This window comes from Streptomyces sp. NBC_00096, from assembly GCF_045041305.1.
Classification (GTDB): Bacteria; Actinomycetota; Actinomycetes; order Streptomycetales; family Streptomycetaceae; genus Streptomyces.
Genome location: NZ_CP108221.1, coordinates 5,754,609 through 5,773,689 on the forward strand (window position 1 = coordinate 5,754,609; position 19,081 = coordinate 5,773,689).

The 19,081-nt window shown below is 72.7% G+C and carries 19 protein-coding genes; 14 read left to right on the top strand and 5 right to left on the bottom strand.

Features of this window, described 5'->3' with window-relative positions; genetic code table 11:
- Nucleotides 1-50: 50 nt before the first annotated feature.
- Nucleotides 51-995, top strand: a complete 945-nt coding sequence (locus tag OG904_RS25415; RefSeq protein WP_405494717.1) for a LysR family transcriptional regulator — start codon at nt 51-53, stop codon at nt 993-995.
- 126 nt (nt 996-1,121) lie between these two features.
- Here the strand turns inward: OG904_RS25415 and OG904_RS25420 are convergent, their stop codons facing one another.
- From OG904_RS25420 to OG904_RS25430, 3 genes are all read right to left on the bottom strand, one after another.
- A complete protein-coding gene (locus tag OG904_RS25420) occupies nt 1,122-1,820 on the bottom strand; it encodes a gamma-glutamyl-gamma-aminobutyrate hydrolase family protein (protein WP_405494719.1) in 699 nt (232 codons plus the stop codon).
- A gap of 39 nt (nt 1,821-1,859) precedes the next feature.
- Entirely contained in the window at nt 1,860-3,347 is a 1,488-nt protein-coding gene (gene eat, locus OG904_RS25425) for an ethanolamine permease (protein WP_405494721.1), read from the bottom strand.
- 114 nt (nt 3,348-3,461) lie between these two features.
- The gene (locus OG904_RS25430) at nt 3,462-4,208 is read right to left on the bottom strand and encodes a FadR/GntR family transcriptional regulator (protein ID WP_405494723.1); all 747 of its coding nucleotides are present in this window, start codon (nt 4,206-4,208) and stop codon (nt 3,462-3,464) included.
- A gap of 77 nt (nt 4,209-4,285) precedes the next feature.
- On the opposite strand from OG904_RS25430, the gene OG904_RS25435 reads away from it, so the two are divergent.
- The 4 genes from OG904_RS25435 (at nt 4,286) to OG904_RS25450 (ending at nt 9,389) form a co-directional block, all read left to right on the top strand.
- Nucleotides 4,286-5,665 (top strand): glutamine synthetase family protein, encoded by a 1,380-nt coding sequence (locus OG904_RS25435; protein WP_405494725.1) that lies wholly within the window; start codon nt 4,286-4,288, stop codon nt 5,663-5,665.
- A 93-nt stretch (nt 5,666-5,758) separates the two neighbouring features.
- Entirely contained in the window at nt 5,759-7,123 is a 1,365-nt protein-coding gene (locus OG904_RS25440; RefSeq protein WP_405494727.1) for an aldehyde dehydrogenase family protein, read from the top strand.
- A gap of 5 nt (nt 7,124-7,128) precedes the next feature.
- Nucleotides 7,129-7,941, top strand: a complete 813-nt coding sequence (locus OG904_RS25445; RefSeq protein ID WP_405494729.1) for a 3-oxoacyl-ACP reductase — start codon at nt 7,129-7,131, stop codon at nt 7,939-7,941.
- Nucleotides 7,942-8,090: 149 nt separating this feature from the next.
- Nucleotides 8,091-9,389, top strand: a complete 1,299-nt coding sequence (locus OG904_RS25450; protein ID WP_405494731.1) for a haloacid dehalogenase-like hydrolase — start codon at nt 8,091-8,093, stop codon at nt 9,387-9,389.
- A gap of 10 nt (nt 9,390-9,399) precedes the next feature.
- On the opposite strand, the gene OG904_RS25455 is transcribed toward OG904_RS25450, so the two are convergent.
- Complete coding sequence (locus OG904_RS25455; protein WP_405494733.1) at nt 9,400-10,602, bottom strand: amino acid deaminase/aldolase; 1,203 nt, start codon at nt 10,600-10,602, stop codon at nt 9,400-9,402.
- A 220-nt stretch (nt 10,603-10,822) separates the two neighbouring features.
- On the opposite strand from OG904_RS25455, the gene OG904_RS25460 reads away from it, so the two are divergent.
- The 4 genes from OG904_RS25460 (at nt 10,823) to OG904_RS25475 (ending at nt 14,243) form a co-directional block, all read left to right on the top strand.
- The gene (locus OG904_RS25460; protein WP_405494735.1) at nt 10,823-11,245 is read left to right on the top strand and encodes a hypothetical protein; all 423 of its coding nucleotides are present in this window, start codon (nt 10,823-10,825) and stop codon (nt 11,243-11,245) included.
- Between the two features lie 258 nt (nt 11,246-11,503).
- A complete protein-coding gene (locus OG904_RS25465) occupies nt 11,504-12,280 on the top strand; it encodes a hypothetical protein (protein WP_405494737.1) in 777 nt (258 codons plus the stop codon).
- Nucleotides 12,277-13,458, top strand: a complete 1,182-nt coding sequence (mycP, locus tag OG904_RS25470; protein ID WP_405494739.1) for a type VII secretion-associated serine protease mycosin — start codon at nt 12,277-12,279, stop codon at nt 13,456-13,458. Before OG904_RS25465 ends, mycP begins: the two co-directional genes overlap by 4 nt.
- A gap of 44 nt (nt 13,459-13,502) precedes the next feature.
- Nucleotides 13,503-14,243 (top strand): SseB family protein, encoded by a 741-nt coding sequence (locus OG904_RS25475; protein WP_405494741.1) that lies wholly within the window; start codon nt 13,503-13,505, stop codon nt 14,241-14,243.
- Between the two features lie 76 nt (nt 14,244-14,319).
- On the opposite strand, the gene OG904_RS25480 is transcribed toward OG904_RS25475, so the two are convergent.
- Nucleotides 14,320-14,700 (bottom strand): DUF1844 domain-containing protein, encoded by a 381-nt coding sequence (locus tag OG904_RS25480; RefSeq protein WP_405494743.1) that lies wholly within the window; start codon nt 14,698-14,700, stop codon nt 14,320-14,322.
- Nucleotides 14,701-15,023: 323 nt separating this feature from the next.
- On the opposite strand from OG904_RS25480, the gene infC reads away from it, so the two are divergent.
- The 5 genes from infC to OG904_RS25505 all read left to right on the top strand — a co-directional run bounded on the left by infC (nt 15,024) and on the right by OG904_RS25505 (nt 18,956).
- A complete protein-coding gene (gene infC / locus OG904_RS25485) occupies nt 15,024-15,800 on the top strand; it encodes a translation initiation factor IF-3 (protein WP_405494745.1) in 777 nt (258 codons plus the stop codon).
- 105 nt (nt 15,801-15,905) lie between these two features.
- Complete coding sequence (rpmI, locus tag OG904_RS25490; protein WP_030157249.1) at nt 15,906-16,100, top strand: 50S ribosomal protein L35; 195 nt, start codon at nt 15,906-15,908, stop codon at nt 16,098-16,100.
- Between the two features lie 100 nt (nt 16,101-16,200).
- Nucleotides 16,201-16,587 carry a 50S ribosomal protein L20 gene (gene rplT, locus OG904_RS25495; protein ID WP_112446980.1) on the top strand — a complete coding sequence of 129 codons (387 nt, stop codon included), beginning with the start codon at nt 16,201-16,203 and terminating at the stop codon, nt 16,585-16,587.
- A gap of 128 nt (nt 16,588-16,715) precedes the next feature.
- Complete coding sequence (locus OG904_RS25500; protein ID WP_405494748.1) at nt 16,716-17,576, top strand: TrmH family RNA methyltransferase; 861 nt, start codon at nt 16,716-16,718, stop codon at nt 17,574-17,576.
- A 54-nt stretch (nt 17,577-17,630) separates the two neighbouring features.
- Nucleotides 17,631-18,956: a sensor histidine kinase gene (locus OG904_RS25505; RefSeq protein WP_405494750.1), complete on the top strand. Its 1,326-nt coding sequence runs from the start codon at nt 17,631-17,633 to the stop codon at nt 18,954-18,956.
- Nucleotides 18,957-19,081 lie beyond the last annotated feature (125 nt).

The window sequence follows — 19,081 nt, forward strand, 5'->3', positions numbered from 1 at the left end:
CGGGGCCGGACGGCAGAGGGATCTTCCCTATGAGGGCATAAACTGAAGTTATGGGTAATGGGTACGGCAATGAGGAGCGGGCGGCCGAGGGACAGGTACCGCTGGCGCACCGGGTCCCGGACCTCGGGGCCATGGAACTGCTGCTCGCCGTCGCGCGGGTGGGCAGCCTGAGCGGCGCAGCGCGGCGGCTCGGCATCACCCAGCCCGCCGCCAGCAGCCGGATCCGGGCGATGGAGACCCGGCTCGGCGTCGCGCTCGTGGACCGCTCGCCGCGCGGATCGACCCTGACGGCGGAGGGCGCGCTGGTCACGGACTGGGCGCGCCGGGTGGTGGAGGCCGCCGAGGCCTTCGACGCGGGTGCGCAGGCGCTGCGGGGCCGGCGCGACTCCCGGCTGCGGGTCGCGGCCAGCATGACCATCGCGGAGTACCTGCTGCCCGGCTGGCTGATCGCGCTGCGCGGGCAGCGCCCCGGGACGGCGGTGTCCCTGCACGCCGGGAACTCGGCGGTCGTCGCCGACCGGGTCCTCGCGCACGAGGCGGACCTCGGCTTCGTGGAGGGGCTCAGCGTGCCGGAAGGGCTCGACTCCGTGGTCATCGCGCAGGACCGCCTCGTGGTGGCGGTGGCTCCCGGGCACCCGTGGGCGCGGCGTTCGCGGGGGGTGGAGCCGGCGGAGCTGGCGGCCACCGCGCTGATCCTGCGGGAGCGGGGGTCGGGGACCCGGCAGGTGCTGGACGCGGCGCTGGCCGGGTGCGGGGGGCTGGCGGAGCCGCTGCTGGAACTGGCCTCCACCACCGCGGTGAAGGCGGCGGCCGTGAGCGGGGCCGGGCCGTGCGTGCTGTCGGAGCTGGCGGTGGGGGACGAGCTGGCGGGGCGGCGGCTGGTGTCCGTGCCGGTGCTGGGCGCGGGCCTGGAGCGGGAGCTCCGGGCGGTCTGGCCCGCGGGGGCCCGGCCGGCGGGCCCCGCGCGGGACCTGCTCGCGCTGACCCGGCACTGACTGCCGCGGCGCCGGCCCTTCAGCCCGCCCGGCGTTCGAGGACAGGGGGCCGGGCTGCGCCCGGCCCCCTGGGGCTCCGCCCCAGACCCCGCGCCTCAAACGCCGGTGGGGCTGGGTTGCTGGGGGTCAGACCCGGGCCAGGGCGGAGGCCGCCGCCACCAGGGCTGACATGACTCGGGTGTCCTTGTCGCGTTCCGGGTGCCACTGGACGCCCAGGGTCCAGTGGGCGGGGTCGGGGAGTTCGATCGACTCCACCGTGCCGTCCAGGGCGTGGGACGAGGCGACGAGGCCGTGGCCCAGGCGGTCGACGGCCTGGTGGTGGTAGGTCGGGACCTCCGATTCCTCCGGGACCAGCGAGGCGTACAGCGTGCCGGGGACCGGGCGGACCGGGTGCCAGGAGACGACGCCCGGGCCCGCCGCGTGGCCGTCGATGTGCTGGACCAGCGTTCCGCCCAGCGCCACGTTCAGCGCCTGCATGCCCCGGCAGATCCCGAGCAGGGGGGTGCGGGAATCCAGTGCCGCGGCGATGAGGGAGAGCTCCCACTCGTCGCGCAGGGTCGCCGCCGGGCCCGTACGGGGATCGCGCGGAGCGCCGTAGCGGACCGGGTCCACGTCCGGTCCGCCCGCCACGACCAAGCCGTCCAGTCGGGCCAGCACCTCCGCCGCCGTCTCCGGTTCGTCCGGCGGGAGCAGGACGGCGGTGCCGCCCGACGCCTGCACGAGTTCGTAGTACCCGGTGGGGACCAGGGCCGTCGGGACGTCCCACACCCCGTAGCGGGTGGATGCCTCGACGTAGGTGGTGATGCCGATGAGCGGCCTGGGCACGGTGGGTACCTCCGGGGGACAGGGGTGAAGGGGCGGGGATCAGTCGCGGGAGAGCTCGGCCTCGGCTTCCGCCAGGGCCGCGAACTCCTCCTCCGGCGCGGAGGCCACGAGGTGGTGCCGACTGTAGAACGCGAAGTAGGCGAGGGCGACGGCGTACACGGCCAGGGCGATGAAAGCCGCGTCCTTGTCCACCAGGAAGGTGGCGACCAGGGCCGACAGGGCGAGTACGAAGGCCACCGAGGAGGTCACGATGCCGCCCGGTGTGCGGTACGGGCGCTCCAGGCCGGGCTCGCGGCGCCGCAGGACGATGTGGGAGAGGGCCATCAGGGCGTAGGAGATGGTCGCGCCGAAGACCGCCATGTTCAGCATGCGCGGGCCGTTGCCGGTGGCGGCGGCCAGCGCGAAGCCGATGGCGCCGGGGATGAGCAGGCCCAGGTACGGGGCCTTGCGCTTCGAGGTCAGGGACAGGAAGCGGGGGAGGTAGCCGGCCCGGGAGAGGGCGAACAGCTGGCGGGAGCCGGCGTAGATGATGGAGAAGAAGGAGGCCACGAGTCCGGCCAGGCCCGCGTAGTTGACGAAGGTCTTCAGCCAGGAGAGGTTCGGGTTGCCCTCCAGGGCGACGACCAGCGGGTTGCCCGCGTCCTTGATGGCGTCGGCTCCGCGCGCACCGGTCGAGGCGAGGAAGGTGACCAGGGCGAGCAGGACCAGGATGCCCATGGAGATCGACAGGGCGCGCGGTACGGAGCGGACCGGGTCCTTGGCCTCCTCGGCGGCCAGCGGCACGCCCTCGACGCCGAGGAAGAACCACATGCCGAAGGGGAAGGCGGCCCAGATGCCGAGGAAGCCCAGCGGCAGCCACGAGCTCGCGCCGGCCGCGGAGGTGTCGACCGCGATGTTGTCGAGGTTGGCGGGGTCGAACTCGGTGAACGCGCCGGCCGCGAAGACGATCAGGGCGATGACCGCGATGGCGGTGACGACGAGCGAGAAGCTCAGGGCCTCGCCGACGCCCCACAGGTGGATGCCGATGAATATGGCGAAGCAGGCGAGGTAGACGGGCCAGCCGGAGGTGAGGCCGAAGAGGTTCAGCGACTCGACGTAGTCGCCGATGAAGATGGCGATGGCCGCCGGGGCGAGCACGTACTCGATGAGGATCGCGGTGCCGGTGAGGAAGCCGCCCCAGGTGCCGAGTGCCCGGCGGGCGAAGCCGTAACCGCCGCCGGCGGTGGGCAGGATCGCCGACAGCTCGGCGAGGGAGAAGACCAGGCACGCGTACATCGCGCCCATCAGGACGGTGGCGATGGCGAGACCGCCGAAACCGCCCTGGGCGAGGCCGACGTTCCAGCCCGAGAAGTCTCCGGAGACGACGTACGCGACGCCGAGCCCCGTCAGCAGCAGCCAGCCCGCGCTGCCGCGGCGAAGGGTGCGGCGCTCCAGATAGCCGTCCGAGCCGTTCCCGGGGGCGGCGTTCTCGAGGGACGTGGTGGGTTCGGGCACGGCTGCCAGCCGTGCGCCGGTGTCGTCGGCCATGTGCACTCCTGCCTAGGGCAATGGTTGTGGGGCGTACCTTTGCCGCTCCGGCATGGCGGGCGCAAGACCCCTGCGTTAAACGGGGGTTACGAATGCCTCTCGGTCCGGCGCCGTTCAGGTCAGGAACCCCCGCAGCAGCGCCGCCGTGCCGCAGCAGTGCTCGCGCATCACCTCGCGCGCCGCGTCCGCGTCCCGCTCCAGTACCGCCTCGACCAGCGCGCTGTGCTGCTGCTGCGAGTGCTCCAGGTTGCGCACCAGCAGCGGGATGCAGTCCAGCAGGTCGTTCACGGTGGCCCGGACGGCCGCGTACTGGGCCGTCAGGGTGGCGGATCCGGCGAGTTCGCACAGGGTGAGGTGGAAGAGCGTGTCCTGGCGGCGGTAGTCGGGGAGCGGGGCGTCGTGGGTGGCGGCCAGCGCGCCGAGCAGCCGGTCCGCGTCCCGTTCCGTGAGCCCCTGCGAGGCGCACAGCCCGGCCGCGCCCACCTCCAGGACCTCTCGGAAGCGCAGCACGTCCTCGATGTCCACGCCCGCGACCCGGCGCCGCAGCTCCTCCTCGGTGCCCCCGGCCGGGGTGTCGGGGCGGGGCAGGACGAACGTTCCTCCGTACCGCCCGCGCCGGGCCTCCACCAGGCCCTGGTCCTGGAGCACCTTCAGGACCTCGCGGAGCGTCACCCGGCTGATCCCCATCCGCTCGGCCAACTCGCGCTCGGGCGGCAGGCGTTCCCCGCCGGGCACCAGACCCAGCCGGACCACCTGGAGGATCTGCTCCAGCGCCTCCTCGAAACCGTTGCCCGCCCGCACCTGCCGCAGTACGGGATTGAGCCGCGCGATCGCGTCGTCTTCGCTCGCCGTATCGGTCATGTGGTCCCCTCCCCTTCCCAAGCAATGGTTCTATTCAATACCTTAGGCCCACTCGGCTCACCGAAGGAGAGAATCCCGTGGTAGACCGCAAGCCGCCGCTTTCGACCGAAGAACTCCGTGTTCTCGTCGCCAGCGGTGAGATCGACACAGTGGTCCTGGCCTTCCCCGACATGCAGGGGCGCCTCCAGGGCAAGCGGTTCGCCGCACAGTTCTTCCTCGACGAGGTCCTCGAGCACGGCACCGAGGGCTGCAACTACCTCCTCGCCGTCGACACGGACATGAACACCGTCGACGGGTACGAGATGTCCTCCTGGGACCGGGGCTACGGCGACTTCGCCATGCACCCCGACCTCGCCACCCTGCGCCGGATCCCCTGGAACCCGGGCAGCGCCTTCCTCCTCGCCGACCTCGCCTGGAACGACGGCTCGCCCGTGGTCGCCGCGCCCCGGCAGATCCTGCGCCGCCAGCTGGAACGCCTCGCCGGTCACGGCTACACCGCGATGGTGGGCACCGAGCTGGAGTTCATGGTCTTCCAGGACACCTACGAGCAGGCCTGGGACTCCAACTACCGCGGCCTCACCCCCGCCAACCAGTACAACATCGACTACTCCGTCCTCGGGACCGGCCGCATCGAACCGCTGCTGCGCCGCATCCGCAACCAGATGCAGGCCGCCGGCCTGGTCGTGGAGTCGGCCAAGGGCGAGTGCAACCTCGGCCAGCACGAGATCGCCTTCCGCTACGACGAGGCGCTGACCACCTGCGACCAGCACGCCGTGTACAAGACCGGTGCGAAGGAGATCGCCGCCCAGGAGGGCGTCTCGCTCACCTTCATGGCCAAGTACGACGAGCGCGAGGGCAACTCCTGTCACATCCACCTCTCGCTCAACGACGATGACGGACGCAACGCGATGGCCGGCGAGGGCCCGGACGCGCACGCCCACGGCGGTATGTCACCGGTGATGCGTCACTTCCTGGCCGGCCAGCTCGCCGCGCTGCGCGACTTCTCCCTTCTCTACGCCCCCAACATCAACTCCTACAAGCGTTTCCGGCCGGGATCCTTCGCGCCGACCGCCGTCGCCTGGGGCGTGGACAACCGCACCTGCGCGCTGCGCGTGGTCGGCCACGGACGATCCATGCGGTTCGAGAACCGCCTGCCGGGCGGCGACGTCAACCCGCACCTGGCCGTCGCCGGCCTGGTCGCGGCCGGGATCTACGGCATCGAGAACCGCCTCGAACTGCCGGACCCCTGCGCCGGCAACGCCTACACCGCCGATTTCGCGCACGTTCCCACCACCTTGCGCGAGGCCGCCGAGCTCTGGGAGAACAGCGAGATCGCCAAGGCGGCCTTCGGCCCCGAGGTCGTCGCCCACTACCGGAACATGGCCCGCGTCGAACTGGACGCGTACGACTCCGCGGTGACCGACTGGGAGCTGCGCCGCTCCTTCGAACGCCTGTAGGGCCCGAGCCGTCCCTGCGCACCGCAGGACCGGATCCACCGCCTTACCGGATCCACCGCACCCACCGCACCCGAACGTCTGAAAGGCCACCACGTGTCCGACGCGCTGGAAGTCTTGAATCCGGCCACCGAGGAAATCGTCGCCGTCGTCCCGGCCGCCACACGGGGCGACGTCGACGCCGCCGTCGTACGGGCCGCCGCCGCCCAGCGGATCTGGGCGGCGGCCGCGCCCGCCGACCGGGCCAGACTGCTGCGCCGCTTCGCCGCCGTCGTCGACGGGCACACCGAGGAACTGGCACGGCTGGAGGTCCGGGAGGCGGGCCACACCATCGGCAACGCCCGATGGGAGGCCGGCAACGTCCGCGACGTACTCGACTTCGCCGCCGGGGGAGTGGAGCGCCTCTCCGGCCGCCAGATCCCCGTCGCCGGCGGCATCGACGTCACCTTCCTCGAGCCCCTCGGCGTCATCGGCGTGATCGCCCCGTGGAACTTCCCCATGCCGATCGCCGCCTGGGGCCTGGCCCCGGCCCTGGCCGCCGGCAACGCGGTCATCCTCAAGCCCGCCGAGACCACCCCGCTCACCGCACTGCGCCTGGCCGAGCTCGCCCTGGAGGCCGGGCTCCCCGAGCACCTCCTGCAGGTGCTGCCCGGCCGGGGCGACGTGGCGGGCGACGCCCTCGTCGAGCACCCGGGCGTGGCCAAGATCGTGTTCACCGGCTCCACCCGGGTCGGCAAGCGGATCATGGCCAAGTGCGCCGACCGGGTGAAGCGGCTCACCCTCGAACTCGGCGGCAAGAACCCCAACATCGTCTTCGCCGACGCGGACCTGGAGGCCGCGGCGGCCTCGGCGCCCATGTCCTTCCTGGACAACACCGGCCAGGACTGCTGCGCCCGTACCCGGATCCTCGTACAGCGCTCCGCGTACGACCGCTTCATGGAGCTGCTGGCGCCCGAGATCGAAAAGGTGGTCGTCGGGGACCCGTCCGACGAGAAGACGCAGCTGGGGCCGCTCATCTCGCGGGTCCAGCTGGACCGCGTACGGTCCTACATCACCGATGACCTCACGGTGATCCGCGGCAGCGCACCCGAAGGCCCCGGCTTCTGGTACCCGCCGGCCCTCGTCACCGACGTCGACCCCACCGCCGTCGTGGCCACCGAGGAGGTCTTCGGGCCGGTCGCCGTCGTCCTGCCCTTCGAGGACGAGGAGGACGCCGTACGCCTGGCCAACGCCACCGACTACGGCCTGGCCGGCTCCCTGTGGACCCGCGACGTGGGCCGCGCGCTGCGCGTCTCGCGCGCCGTCGCCGCCGGCAACCTGTCGGTCAACTCCCACAGCAGCGTCCGCTACTGGACCCCCTTCGGCGGGTACAAGCAGTCCGGACTCGGGCGCGAGCTCGGGCCGGACTCCCTCACCGCTTTCACCGAGACCAAGAACGTCTTCATCAGCACGGAGGCCTGAACAGCATGAGCACCGATTCCACCGGTTCCACCGGCTCCATCGAAGAGAACGTCTGCCGCCGGCTGGTCGGCCGTACCGCCGTCATCACCGGAGCCGGCAGCGGCATCGGCCTGGCCACCGCCCGGCGACTGGCCTCCGAAGGCGCCAACATCGTCTGCGGGGACATCGACGAGACCGCGGGCAAGGCCGCGGCCGAAGAGGTCGGCGGCACCTTCGTGAAGGTCGACGTGACCAGTCCGGAGGAGGTCGAGGCCCTCTTCAAGACCGCTTTCGACACCTACGGCTCCGTGGACATCGCCTTCAACAACGCCGGCATCTCGCCCCCGGACGACGACTCGATCCTCACCACCGGCCTGGAGGCCTGGAAGCGGGTCCAGGACGTCAACCTGACCTCCGTCTACCTGTGCTGCAAGGCGGCCCTGCCCTACATGCGGCGCCAGGGCCGGGGTTCCATCATCAACACCGCCTCCTTCGTCGCCCGGATGGGCGCCGCCACCTCGCAGATCTCGTACACCGCCTCCAAGGGCGGCGTGCTCGCCATGTCCCGCGAGCTGGGCGTGCAGTTCGCCCGCGAGGGCATCCGGGTCAACGCGCTCTGCCCGGGTCCCGTCAACACCCCGCTCCTGCAGGAGCTGTTCGCCAAGGACCCCGAGCGCGCCGCCCGCCGGCTCGTGCACATCCCGCTGGGCCGGTTCGCCGAGCCCACCGAGATCGCGGCCGCCGTCGCCTTCCTCGCCAGCGACGACTCCTCCTTCATCAACGCCACCGACTTCCTCGTCGACGGCGGCATCTCCGGCGCGTACGTCACCCCCCTGTAGGCGGCTTCCGGGGGCCCGGCGCCAAGGGTTCACCCGGACTCCACCTCCCCGACAGCCGGGCGTCGCACGACGCCCGGCTGTCGTGTTCTACCGTCCGCGACGATCTTGACCTTGATGGTCTTGTGAAAGAACCAGGAGAATCCACCTCAGTGACCCGACTCAACTCCGTACGACGGCTCCCGGCCGTCGGCGCCGCCGTCGCGCTGGCCGCCGGCACCCTCGTGGCCGCCGCGCCCGCCGCCCAGGCGGCCCGCCCCGGCGCCCACTGCACCACCCCCCGGCTGCAGGCCGAGTGGTACGGGGACAACCAGGCCCGGCTCCAGCAGCTCATCGACGAGTACGGCGAGTGCAACCCGTACCGGCCCAGCCGCAACAAGCCCGTCGCGGTCTTCGACTGGGACAACACCGTCGTCAAGAACGACGTGGGCGACGCGCAGATGTTCTGGCTGCTGCGCAACGGCAAGATCCGCCAGCCGGCCAAGGGCGACTGGACCACCACCAGCCGCTACCTGACCCCGGCCGCCGCCCAGGCCCTGGCCGAGGCCTGCGGCACCCTCGCGAAGCCCGGCGCCCCGCTGCCCACCGGCGCCCCCGCGGGCGTCGGCTGCGCCGACGAGCTGAACGCCGTCTACGGCACCGCCGCCACCCGCGCGGGCGCCCCCGCCTTCGCCGGCTGGGACCACCGGACGATCGAGCCCGCCTACGCCTGGCTGCCGCAGCTCATGCAGGGCTGGACCGCCCGCGAGATCCGCGGCTTCGCCGCCGCCGCCCAGGCCGAGAACCTGGCCGCGCCGGTCGACGCCAAACAGCAGGTCGGCTCCGCCACCGCCACCGGCTGGGTGCGCTACTACGACCAGCAGAAGGAGCTCATAGCCGGCCTGCAGCAGGCCGGCTTCGACGTCTGGATCAGCTCGGCCTCGCCGCAGCCGGTCGTCGAGGTGTGGGCCGAGGGCGTGGGCGTCGACGCGCGGCACGTCATCGGCATCCGCAGCACCACGACCGCCGGCGGGAAGTTCACCTCCCACCTGCAGGGCTGCGGGTCCGTCCGGGACGGCGCCGACACGATGATCACGTACGTGGACGGCAAGCGGTGCTGGATCAACAAGGAGATCTTCGGGGTCCGCGGCGCCGCCGCCGAGAAGGTCCAGCCGGCCGCCCGCCGCCAGGTGTTCGCCGCGGGCGACTCCGACACGGACGTGACGTTCCTGCGGGACGCGACCGCGCTGCGGCTCGTCGTGAACCGCAACAAGAACGAGCTGATGTGCCGCGCCTACGACAACAGCGACGGCAAGTGGATCGTGAACCCGATGTTCATCCAGCCCAAGAAGCAGAAGGCCGCGCCGTACCCGTGCGCGACCACCGGCTTCACCGGCCGCGACGGCACCCCGGGGCCCGTGCTCCGGGGTGACACGAGCGTCATCCCGGACCAGACGGACTCGGTGTTCTAGCGGTACCCGCTCAGAGGAACGTGCGGCCCTCGCCCCGGTAGGTCGGGGCGGTGGCCGTCACCCGGTCGCCCTGGACCAGGTGCAGCTCGTCGAAGCGCTCGCACAGCTCACCGGCCTTCGCGTGCCGGAACCAGACCCGGTCGCCGATCAGCAGATCGTCGGCCGGACCGCCGAGCAGCGGGGTCTGCACCTCGCCGGCCCCCTCCTGCGGGTCGTAGCGCAGGCCCTGGGGGAGGTACGGAACCGGCAGCCGGTCCGCGCCGGGCGCGCCGGAGGCCGGGTATCCGCCGCCGAGCACGGTGACCACCCCGACGCCGGGCCGGCGGACCACCGGCTGGGCGAAGAGCGCGGCCGGGCGGCCGCTGAACGAGGTGTAGTTGTCGAAGAGTCGCGGTACGTAGAGCCCCGAGCCGGCGGCGATCTCGGTGACCGCGTCCTCGGCGGCGGTCTGCTGGACGCTGCCGGTGCCGCCGCCGTTGACGAACTCCAGGTCGGGGACGACGGCGCGCACGGCCCGTACGGCCTCGGCCCGGCGGGCGGCCAGCTCCTTGCGGGCGGCGCCCTGCATCAGCCGGATGGCGCGCGACCGCAGCGGACGTCCGGCGAGGGCGTCGCCGACCCCGGCCACGTGGCCCTCGTATCCCATCAGTCCCACGACGCGGAAGCCCGGCCGGGCGCTCACCGCGCGGGCCAGCTCGGCCAGCTGGGCGGGTTCGCGCAGCGGGGAGCGGCGGGCGCCGACGCGCACCTTGCCGCCGAAGAGGTGCAGGGCGGTGTCCAGCTCCAGGCAGACCCGGATCTCCTGGCCTCCACCGTCGCGGGCCCGGTCGATCAGCTCCAGCTGCGCGGGGTCGTCGACCATCACGGTGACCGCGCCGGCCAGCTTCGGGTCGGCGGCGAGCTCGGCGAAGCCGGCCCGGTCGGCGGACGGGTAGGCGAGCAGCACGTCCTCGAAGCCGGAGCGGGCCAGCCAGATCGATTCGCCGAGGGTGTACGACATGATCCCGGCGAACCCGGGCCGGGCCAGCACCCGTTCGAGCAGCACGCGGCACCGTACGGACTTGCTCGCCACCCGGACCGGCTTCCCGCCGGCGCGACGCACGAGGTCATCGGCGTTGGCGTCGAACGCGTCCAGATCCACGAGGGCGAGCGGGGCGTCGAGATGGGCGGTGGCCCGGTCGTAACGGGCCCGGTCGGCGGCGGGGGAGTTCATGGGCGGCAGCCTGCCAGATGGGTGTACCCGTGGGTAGGGGGTTCGCGGACCGTCCCGTCCATCGGCCAGGTCAGAGGCCATGGAGGAGGCTCTGGTCAAAATTTGGTCTCGACCACTGGATGCCCGTTTTGGCCATTGAGACGGCCGTTCGAATGTGTCTACTCTCGCCCGTCCCCGGCTGACGTGCGCGGGGGAGTCACCACTCAGGGGGAAGAGCCAGATGGCCATCCGCAAGTCCACCATGCAGGAGCAGGTCGCACAGGCGATCCGGGAGATCGAGCCGAACGACCGTCCGGTGGTCACGTTCCACACCATCACCGGCCCGAGCCCCTGGCTGATGAACGAGCTCGGCCTGATCGGCCAGCTCTTCGTGAAGTACTACTTCGTCACCCTGACCGAGCGGGTCGTCGTCGTCCACCGGGCCTCCCGGATGAGCAACCGCCCCAAGGAGCTCGTGCACGTCATCCCGCTCGACGAGGCCCGCACCCTCGTCACCGACGTGAAGCGCAACGCGCTCTGGAGCTCCCTGCGCTTCCGGCTCCCGGGCGAGGAGAAGCCCACCCGCCTCAACATCAACCGCTACTGGCGCACCGAGCTCGACCAGTTCGTCCCGGCGCTGACGGGCGTGCAGATCGCCCCGTAGGACATGCGGCGGTCCGCCGGGCCGGTCGCCCGGCGGACCGTCCCGGCGCACGTCCTGCGCCGTCGCGGCGCACCACCTGCTGCCTCCCGGCGCACGTCCTGCCCCGTCCCGGCGCGCCACTTGCCCCGTCGCGGCGCACCACCTGCGCGTTCCCCCGGACCGGCCGGCCCGGACGCTTCCGGGGGGCCGCCGCCGGGCCGGAGCGGGCGCGTAAAGTGGGGGGCTGGCAGCCGACGGAACGGGGGGCTGAGCCGCCGGATGAGCACGTCCACACCGCACGACGGGGTCCTGATCGCACCCGACCCGGCCCCGGCCGCGCCCCGGCGGCGCCCGGGAAAGATCTTCGCCGCCGCCCTGTGCGGCCTCCTCGGCCTCGGTCTCACCGGCGGCGCCGGCTACACGGCCGTCACCGGATACCGGGCCGCTCACCGGCCGGTGACCGCCGACGCCGCGTACCGCGAGGCCGGCTCCCTCTGGCGCTCCACCCCGGTCGACAGCCTCTTCCCACCCGTCCTGGACGGACAGGGAGCCGGGCCCGGCGGCGCCGACCGCTCGTGGATCCGCATCGCCCTGGCCCCCGACGCCGACTGCGCCGACGCACTCGCCGCCGACTGGCGGGCCCTGCTCGCCGAAACCGGGTGCACCCGCGTCCTGCGCGCCACCTACACGGACGCCACCCGCAGTTCGTTCGTCACCGTCGGCATGGTCTTCACCCCCGCCGGCGGCGCCGCCATGGACTCCCTGAGCGGGCGGCTTACCGCCCCGCCCGGCTACGGATTCCCCGATGACCGCCGGGCCGCCTGGACCGCCACCGTCCTCGCCGAGGCCCCCGTCGTCGTCTACACCGTCTCCGCCTTCGCCGACGGCCGCGTCCTCGGCGCCCCCAGCCCCGCCGAGGACACCATGAGCAAGGACGCCACCGGAGCCGTGGCCCAGGCGGGCCTCGGCCACGAGACCAAGGCCGTCGCCGGCCTGATGGAGCACGCCCTGCGGACCCTCGCCACCCGGCCCCCCGCCGGGGAGCGCGCCCGATGAGCCGCCGCCCCCTGGTCCCGGCCATGGCCCTCGCCGCGCTGTTCCTCGCCACCGCCGCGCCCCCGGCCGCCGCCGACGCCATCCGCGACCGCCAGTGGGGGCTGACCGCCCTGCGCGCCGAGGAGGCCTGGGGGACCACCCGGGGCGAGGGGATCACCGTCGCCGTCCTGGACACCGGGGTCGACCCGGACCACCCCGACCTGGACGGCCAGGTCCTCGAGGGCGCCGACCTCGTCGGCATGGGAGCCGGTCGCGGCGACCGCGCCTGGGCCCGCCACGGCACCGCCATGGCCGGGATCATCGCCGGGCACGGCCACGGCCCCAACCGCCGCAAGGGCGTCCTCGGCGTCGCCCCGCAGGCCAGGATCCTCCCGGTCCGGGTGATCCTGGAGGAGGGCGACCCCGGCCGCGCCAAGGCCCGGGACAGCAAGGGCGGCGCCCTCGCCGAGGGCATCCGCTGGGCCGCCGACCACGGCGCCGACGTCATCAACCTGTCCCTCGGCGACGACAGCAGTTCCGCCCACCACGAGGCCTCCGAGGACGAGGCCGTCCAGTACGCCCTCGCGAAGGGGGCGGTCGTCGTGGCCTCCGCCGGGAACGGCGGCCTGCAGGGCGACCACGCCTCCTACCCGGCCGCCTACCCCGGGGTGATCGCCGTCACGGCCGTCGACCGCAAGGGCCGCAAGGCCGCCTTCTCCACCCGCAACTGGTACGCCACCGTCAGCGCCCCCGGGGTCGGGGTCGTCATCGCCGACCCCGACCGCTCCTACTACGAGGGCTGGGGCACCAGCGCCGCCTCCGCGTTCGTCTCCGGCGCGGTCGCCCTGGTCAAGGCCGCCCACCCCGGGCTGTCCCCGGCGCAGATCAAGAAGCTGCTGGAGGACACCGCCTCCAACTCTCCGGCCGGCGGCCGCGACGACGCCCGCGGCTTCGGGCTGGTCGACCCGGTCGCCGCCCTGCAGGCCGCCGACGCGATGTCCCCCGAACCGCCGGTGCCCGCGCCCGCCGCGGCCGCCGGCCCCTACTTCGGCCCCGGCCCCGAGCCGGTGAGCGGCTCCGGGCGCCGGGCCCGGTTCGGCGCCCCGGTGGGCGCGGCCGTGGGACTGGCGCTGCTCGCGGCAGGCGGCGTACTGGCACGGCGGCCCAGGGCGGCGCGGCGGGATCCCGGGGAGGGATAGTCCCGGGGTGGGATGGCCCGGGGGAGGGATAGGGTCGGGTAACTGTGGCGAACAAAAACATTCCCGACCCCGGCTTCTCCGACGACGACGGCTCCGCCGACCCCCGGCTGAGCGCGGCCCTGGCCGCCTGGGCCGAGGACAGAGCCAGGGAGCCCGAGGTGCTGGCGGCCCTGAAGGACGCCCGCCTGCTGGTTCCCGTCGTCGCGGTCCTCGGAGAGGTCGAGACCGACCCCGAGACCGGCCTCAAGCGCGAGAAGACCAGCGACATGGCCGTCCCCACCCTGCGGGCCGGTGACCGGCGTGCCCTGCCGGCCTTCACCTCCATCGCCGCGCTGGCCCTGTGGGACCCCGCGGCCCGCCCGGTGGCGGTCCCGCTGCACCAGGCGCTGGCCGCCGCCGCGCACGAGAAGGCCGACACCGTCGTCCTCGACCTGTCCGGCCCGGTCCCGTACCAGCTGACCGGACCCGCCCTGCTCGCACTGGCCGAGGGCCGCACCGACGCCGGTCCGCTCGCCGACCCCGCCGTGCGCGAGGCGGTACGGGCCGTCGTGGCGGCCGAGCCGGCCGTGCTCGGCGCCCACCTGGGCCCGGGCGGCGCCGAAGCCGACGGAACCCTGGCGATCGTGCTGGCGGCCGGCCCGCAGGCCACCGCGGCGGCGCGCCGGGTGGCCGAGGCCCTGGCTGCCGACGAGACCCTGCGCGCACGCCTCGTGGGCGGACTGGACCTGGCGCTCCTCCCGGAGGGGGCGCCGGTCCCGCCGGGCGAGCCGCTCTTCACGCGGTGAATCCGAAGAGCTGATTCCGACGCTGAAAAAAGGGGCCCCGGCATCCGCCGGGGCCCCTTCGCCGTGATCGTGGTGACTACGCGTACACCGGACCCGTGAACTTCTCGCCCGGGCCCTGCCCCGGCTCGTCCTGCACCAGCGAGGCCTCGCGGAAGGCGAGCTGGAGGGACTTCAGGCCGTCGCGCAGCGGGGCGGCGTGGAAGGAGCTGATCTCGGTGGCGCTGGCGGTGACCAGGCCGGCCAGGGCCGTGATCAGCTTGCGGGCCTCGTCGAGGTCCTTGTGCTCGGAGTCCGGCTTGTCCAGGCCCAGGTTGACCGCTGCCGCGCTGAGCAGGTGGACGGCCACCGTGGTGATGACCTCCACGGCCGGCACGTCCGCGATGTCGCGGGTCATGTCGTCGTAGTCGGGAGAAGCCGGGGATTCGGGGGTGGAACCGGAGGGTGTCGCGTCAGTCATGTGCCACACGATATGCCGTGCGGCGGGCTTGCAACGCGGGTGCTAGTATGTACTTCGACCGGCCGGACACTTATGTGCCCGGCCCACAAGTGGAGGCTCCGATTCTCCCACCCGGCCACCCTCACGGGAGGCGGGTCACCGGTCAGGCGGTATCCATCGTTCCGTACGGACGATGGAAAGCTGCCCGATTTTGCGCCCCGCGGTTCGCACGCGACGGTGCTCCGGTTGTATTGGAGCCCTCGCCTGTGCCCGGCGGGGCTTTTTTCATTCCCCGCCGCGGTCGGTCTGACGGAATTACGTCAGCGGCTGTCCTCCAGGCAGCCGTGTGGTGCTACCGAGGAGGATCCATCAGCACCGAGCCCCGCATCAACGACCGGATTCGCGTTCCCGAGGTACGACTCGTCGGCCCGAGCGGCGAGCAGGTCGGCATCGTGCCGCTTGCGAAGGCGCTCGAGCTCGCGCAGGAGTACGACCTCGACCTGGTCGAGGTCGCGGCGTCCGCACGCCCGCCGGTCTGCAAGCTCATGGACTACGGCAAGTTCAAGTACGAGTCGGCCATGAAGGCCCGTGAGGCGCGCAAGAACCAGGCGCACACGGTCATCAAGGAAATGAAGCTCCGGCCGAAGATCGACCCGCACGACTATGACACCAAGAAGGGTCACGTCGTTCGGTTCCTCAAGCAGGGCGACAAGGTCAAGATCACGATCATGTTCCGTGGTCGCGAGCAGTCCAGGCCGGAACTCGGCTACCGACTGCTGCAGCGTCTCGCTTCGGACGTCGAGGACCTCGGGTTCATCGAGTCGAACCCGAAGCAGGACGGCCGAAACATGATCATGGTTCTCGGTCCGCACAAGAAGAAGACCGAGGCGATGGCCGAAGCCCGCGAGGCGCAGGCCGCCCGCAAGGCCGAGCGCCAGGGTGTCGCCCTCACCGACGGCGAGGCTCCTTCCGAGGACGCCGAGCTGCTGGCCGAGGACGTCGACATCGAGGCCGCCGAGGTCAGCGAGGTCGTCGAAGCCGCCTCTGACGAGGTGGCCGAGGCAGCCGAGGCCGCCCCGGAAGAGGCGGAAGCCTCCCACGAGGCTCCTGCCGAGGCCTGATTCCGAGGCAGCCCGTCTCGGATCACCGACACAACATGACGCTCTCGTGAGCCGGCCCCCCACCAGGGCCGGTGGGGGCGCCACCGACGAGGAGATAACGGCGCTATGCCGAAGAACAAGACGCACAGCGGGACCAAGAAGCGCTTCAAGATCACCGGCTCCGGCAAGGTGCTCCGCGAGCGCGCCGGCAAGCGCCACCTGCTCGAGCACAAGTCGTCCCGTGTCACCCGCCGCCTGACCGGCACCGCGGAGATGGCCCCCGGCGACGCCGCGAAGATCAAGAAGCTTCTCGGCAAGTGACGTTCTCCGCTCCCCTTCCGGGAGCGGGACGTCAAGACCGGGACCCCATCGAATTCGGGCCGTGTGAAGACAACCACGGCCCCGCTACAAGGAGTTAAAAGTGGCACGCGTCAAGCGGGCAGTAAACGCCCACAAGAAGCGCCGGGCAATCCTCGAGGCGGCCAAGGGCTACCGCGGTCAGCGTTCGCGCCTGTACCGCAAGGCCAAGGAGCAGGTCACCCACTCGCTGGTCTACAACTTCAACGACCGCAAGAAGCGCAAGGGCGACTTCCGTCGGCTGTGGATCCAGCGCATCAACGCCGCTGCCCGCCAGAACGGCATGACGTACAACCGCCTCATCCAGGGTCTGAACGCCGCCAACATCGAGGTGGACCGCAAGATCCTCGCCGAGCTGGCCGTCAACGACCCCAACGCGTTCGCCGCGCTGGTCGAGGTCGCGCAGAAGGCCCTCCCGGCCGACGTCAACGCCCCGAAGGTCGCTGCCTAGTCAGCAAGCCCTTCAAGGCTGCAGTAATTTGCCCGGACCCGCAGGCCACTCGCCTGCGGGTCCGGTGCGTTGATCACCGAGTTCGACTGAGTTCCACCCGCTGTACGTACGGAAGCGAGCCGACCGCCATGGGTACCCCCGCCGAGCTGATCTCCCCCCGATCCACGCGGGTGGCCGCCGCCAGGCGGCTCGCGCGACGCAACTTCCGCACCAAGGAGCGCCGCTTCATCGCCGAGGGCCCGCAGGCCGTGCGCGAGGCCGTGGAGCACCGGGGCGCCGGGGGCGAGTCCACGCTGATCGAGCTGTTCGCGACCGTGGAGGCCGCCGAGCGGTACGCCGACATCGTCGGGGCCGCGCTCGACGCCGGGGCCCGGGTCCACTACGCCTCCGACGAGGTGCTGGCCGAGGTCTCGCAGACCGTCACCCCGCAGGGCCTGGTCGGCGTCTGCCACTTCCTGGACTCCCCCTTCGAGGAGATCCTGGCGGCCCGGCCCAAGCTGGTCGCCGTCCTCGCGCACGTCCGCGACCCCGGCAACGCCGGTACGGTGCTGCGCTGCGCGGACGCCGCCGGAGCCGACGCCGTGGTGCTGACCGACGCCTCCGTGGACCTGTACAACCCCAAGTCGGTACGGGCCTCCGTGGGCTCCCTCTTCCACCTCCCGGTGGCCGTCGGCGTACCCGTCGAGCAGGCCGTCGAAGGGCTGCGCGCGGCCGGCGTACGGATCCTCGCCGCGGACGGGGCCGGCCGGGACGACCTCGACGCCGAGCTGGACGCGGGCACCATGGGCACCCCCTCGGCCTGGATCTTCGGCAACGAGGCCTGGGGCCTGCCCGAGGAGACCCGGGCGCTCGCCGACGCGGTCGTGCGGGTCCCGATCCACGGAAAGGCCGAGAGCCTGAACCTCGCCACGGCCGCCGCCGTGTGCCTGTACGCCTCCGCGCGTGCACAGCGGGCGCCCGGAGGGTGCCGCTCCGTGACCCCCAGCTAGTAATGTGGCGGCCCGGGGCCCACCGCGGTACTCGGAGATGTGGGGTACGGGGACATGACCGTCGGTACGAACAGCTCGCCAGGTGCCGCCGGAGCGGCCGGCGCACCGGTCCTGGCGGCCGTGTCCCAGCTGGCCGCGCCCGCCGCCGCCCGGATGCCCGTACAGCCGCCGCAGGCCGTACAGCCGCCCCGGGCGGCGCCGTCCGGGGCGGTGCCCGCCCAGCCGGCCCACGCCGGCCCCGCGGGCCCGGCGGGACCGGGTCCGGACGCGTCGGACGGGCGCGGCGAGTACGGCGAACACGGCGAGTTCGCCGGGCTCGGTATCGACCCCGACGACCTGCCCGACGGGCTGGTGATCGCCGACGCCACCGGCCGGGTCATCTGCTTCAACTCCGCCGCCGCCCGGATCACCGCCCTCGCGGCGGGTGAGGCCCTGGGCCACGGCATCGAGCGCGCGCTCCCGCTGGAGGACCTCGAGGGCCGCCGCTGGTGGACGCTGACCGACCCCTACGGAGGCCTCGCCACCCGGCGCGGCCAGCCCGAGCGGAACCTGCTGCTCCCCGGCGGGCGCGAGGTGCTCGTCTCCGCCCGGTACGTGCGTACCCACCCCACCGGCCCGCTGCGCCGCCTCGTGGTCACCCTGCGGGGCACCGAGGCCCGGCGGCGCACCGAGCGCAGCCACGCCGAGCTGATCGCCACCGTGGCGCACGAGCTGCGCTCCCCGCTCACCTCCGTCAAGGGGTTCACCGCGACCCTGCTCGCCAAGTGGGAGCGGTTCACCGACGACCAGAAGCGCTTGATGCTGGAGACCGTCGACGCCGACGCGAACCGCGTCACCCGGCTGATCGCCGAGCTCCTCGACATCTCCCGCATCGACTCCGGCCGGCTGGAGGTGCGCCGCCAGCCGGTGGACATCTGCACCGCCGTGGGCCGCCACGTCCAGGCGCTCACCGCGAACGGACAGGCGCCGGAGCGGTTCCTCGTCAGCGTGAGCCGGCCGCTGCCCGACCTGTGGGCCGATCCCGACAAGATCGACCAGATCCTCGGCAACCTGCTCGAAAATGCGGTGCGGCACGGCGAGGGAACGGTCACCATCGACGTGACGCCGACCAGCTTCGCGAACGCCGCGGGCAAGACCGAGAAGGGAACCGCCGTCACCGTGACCGATGAGGGCCCCGGGATCCCCGAGGAGTCGATGGGCCGCGTCTTCACCCGCTTCTGGCGGGGCAGCAAGCGCGGCGGCACCGGCCTGGGCCTGTACATCGTCAAGGGCATCGTGGAAGCCCACGGCGGCACCATCAAGGTCGGCCGCGGCCCCGGCGGCGGCGCCGAGTTCCGATTTATCCTGCCCGTCGGCGCCCCGGCGTACCTCACGCAGTAGCCCTGCGGAGCGTCTCGCCGGGCGGCCCACGGGCCCCTTCACCCCCAACGACCTTTAGACTCGACCTTTGGCACCTTTGTGTCCTAGTGCCGAGCGCGTCCTGCGCGTCGCGCGGGGGACCCACC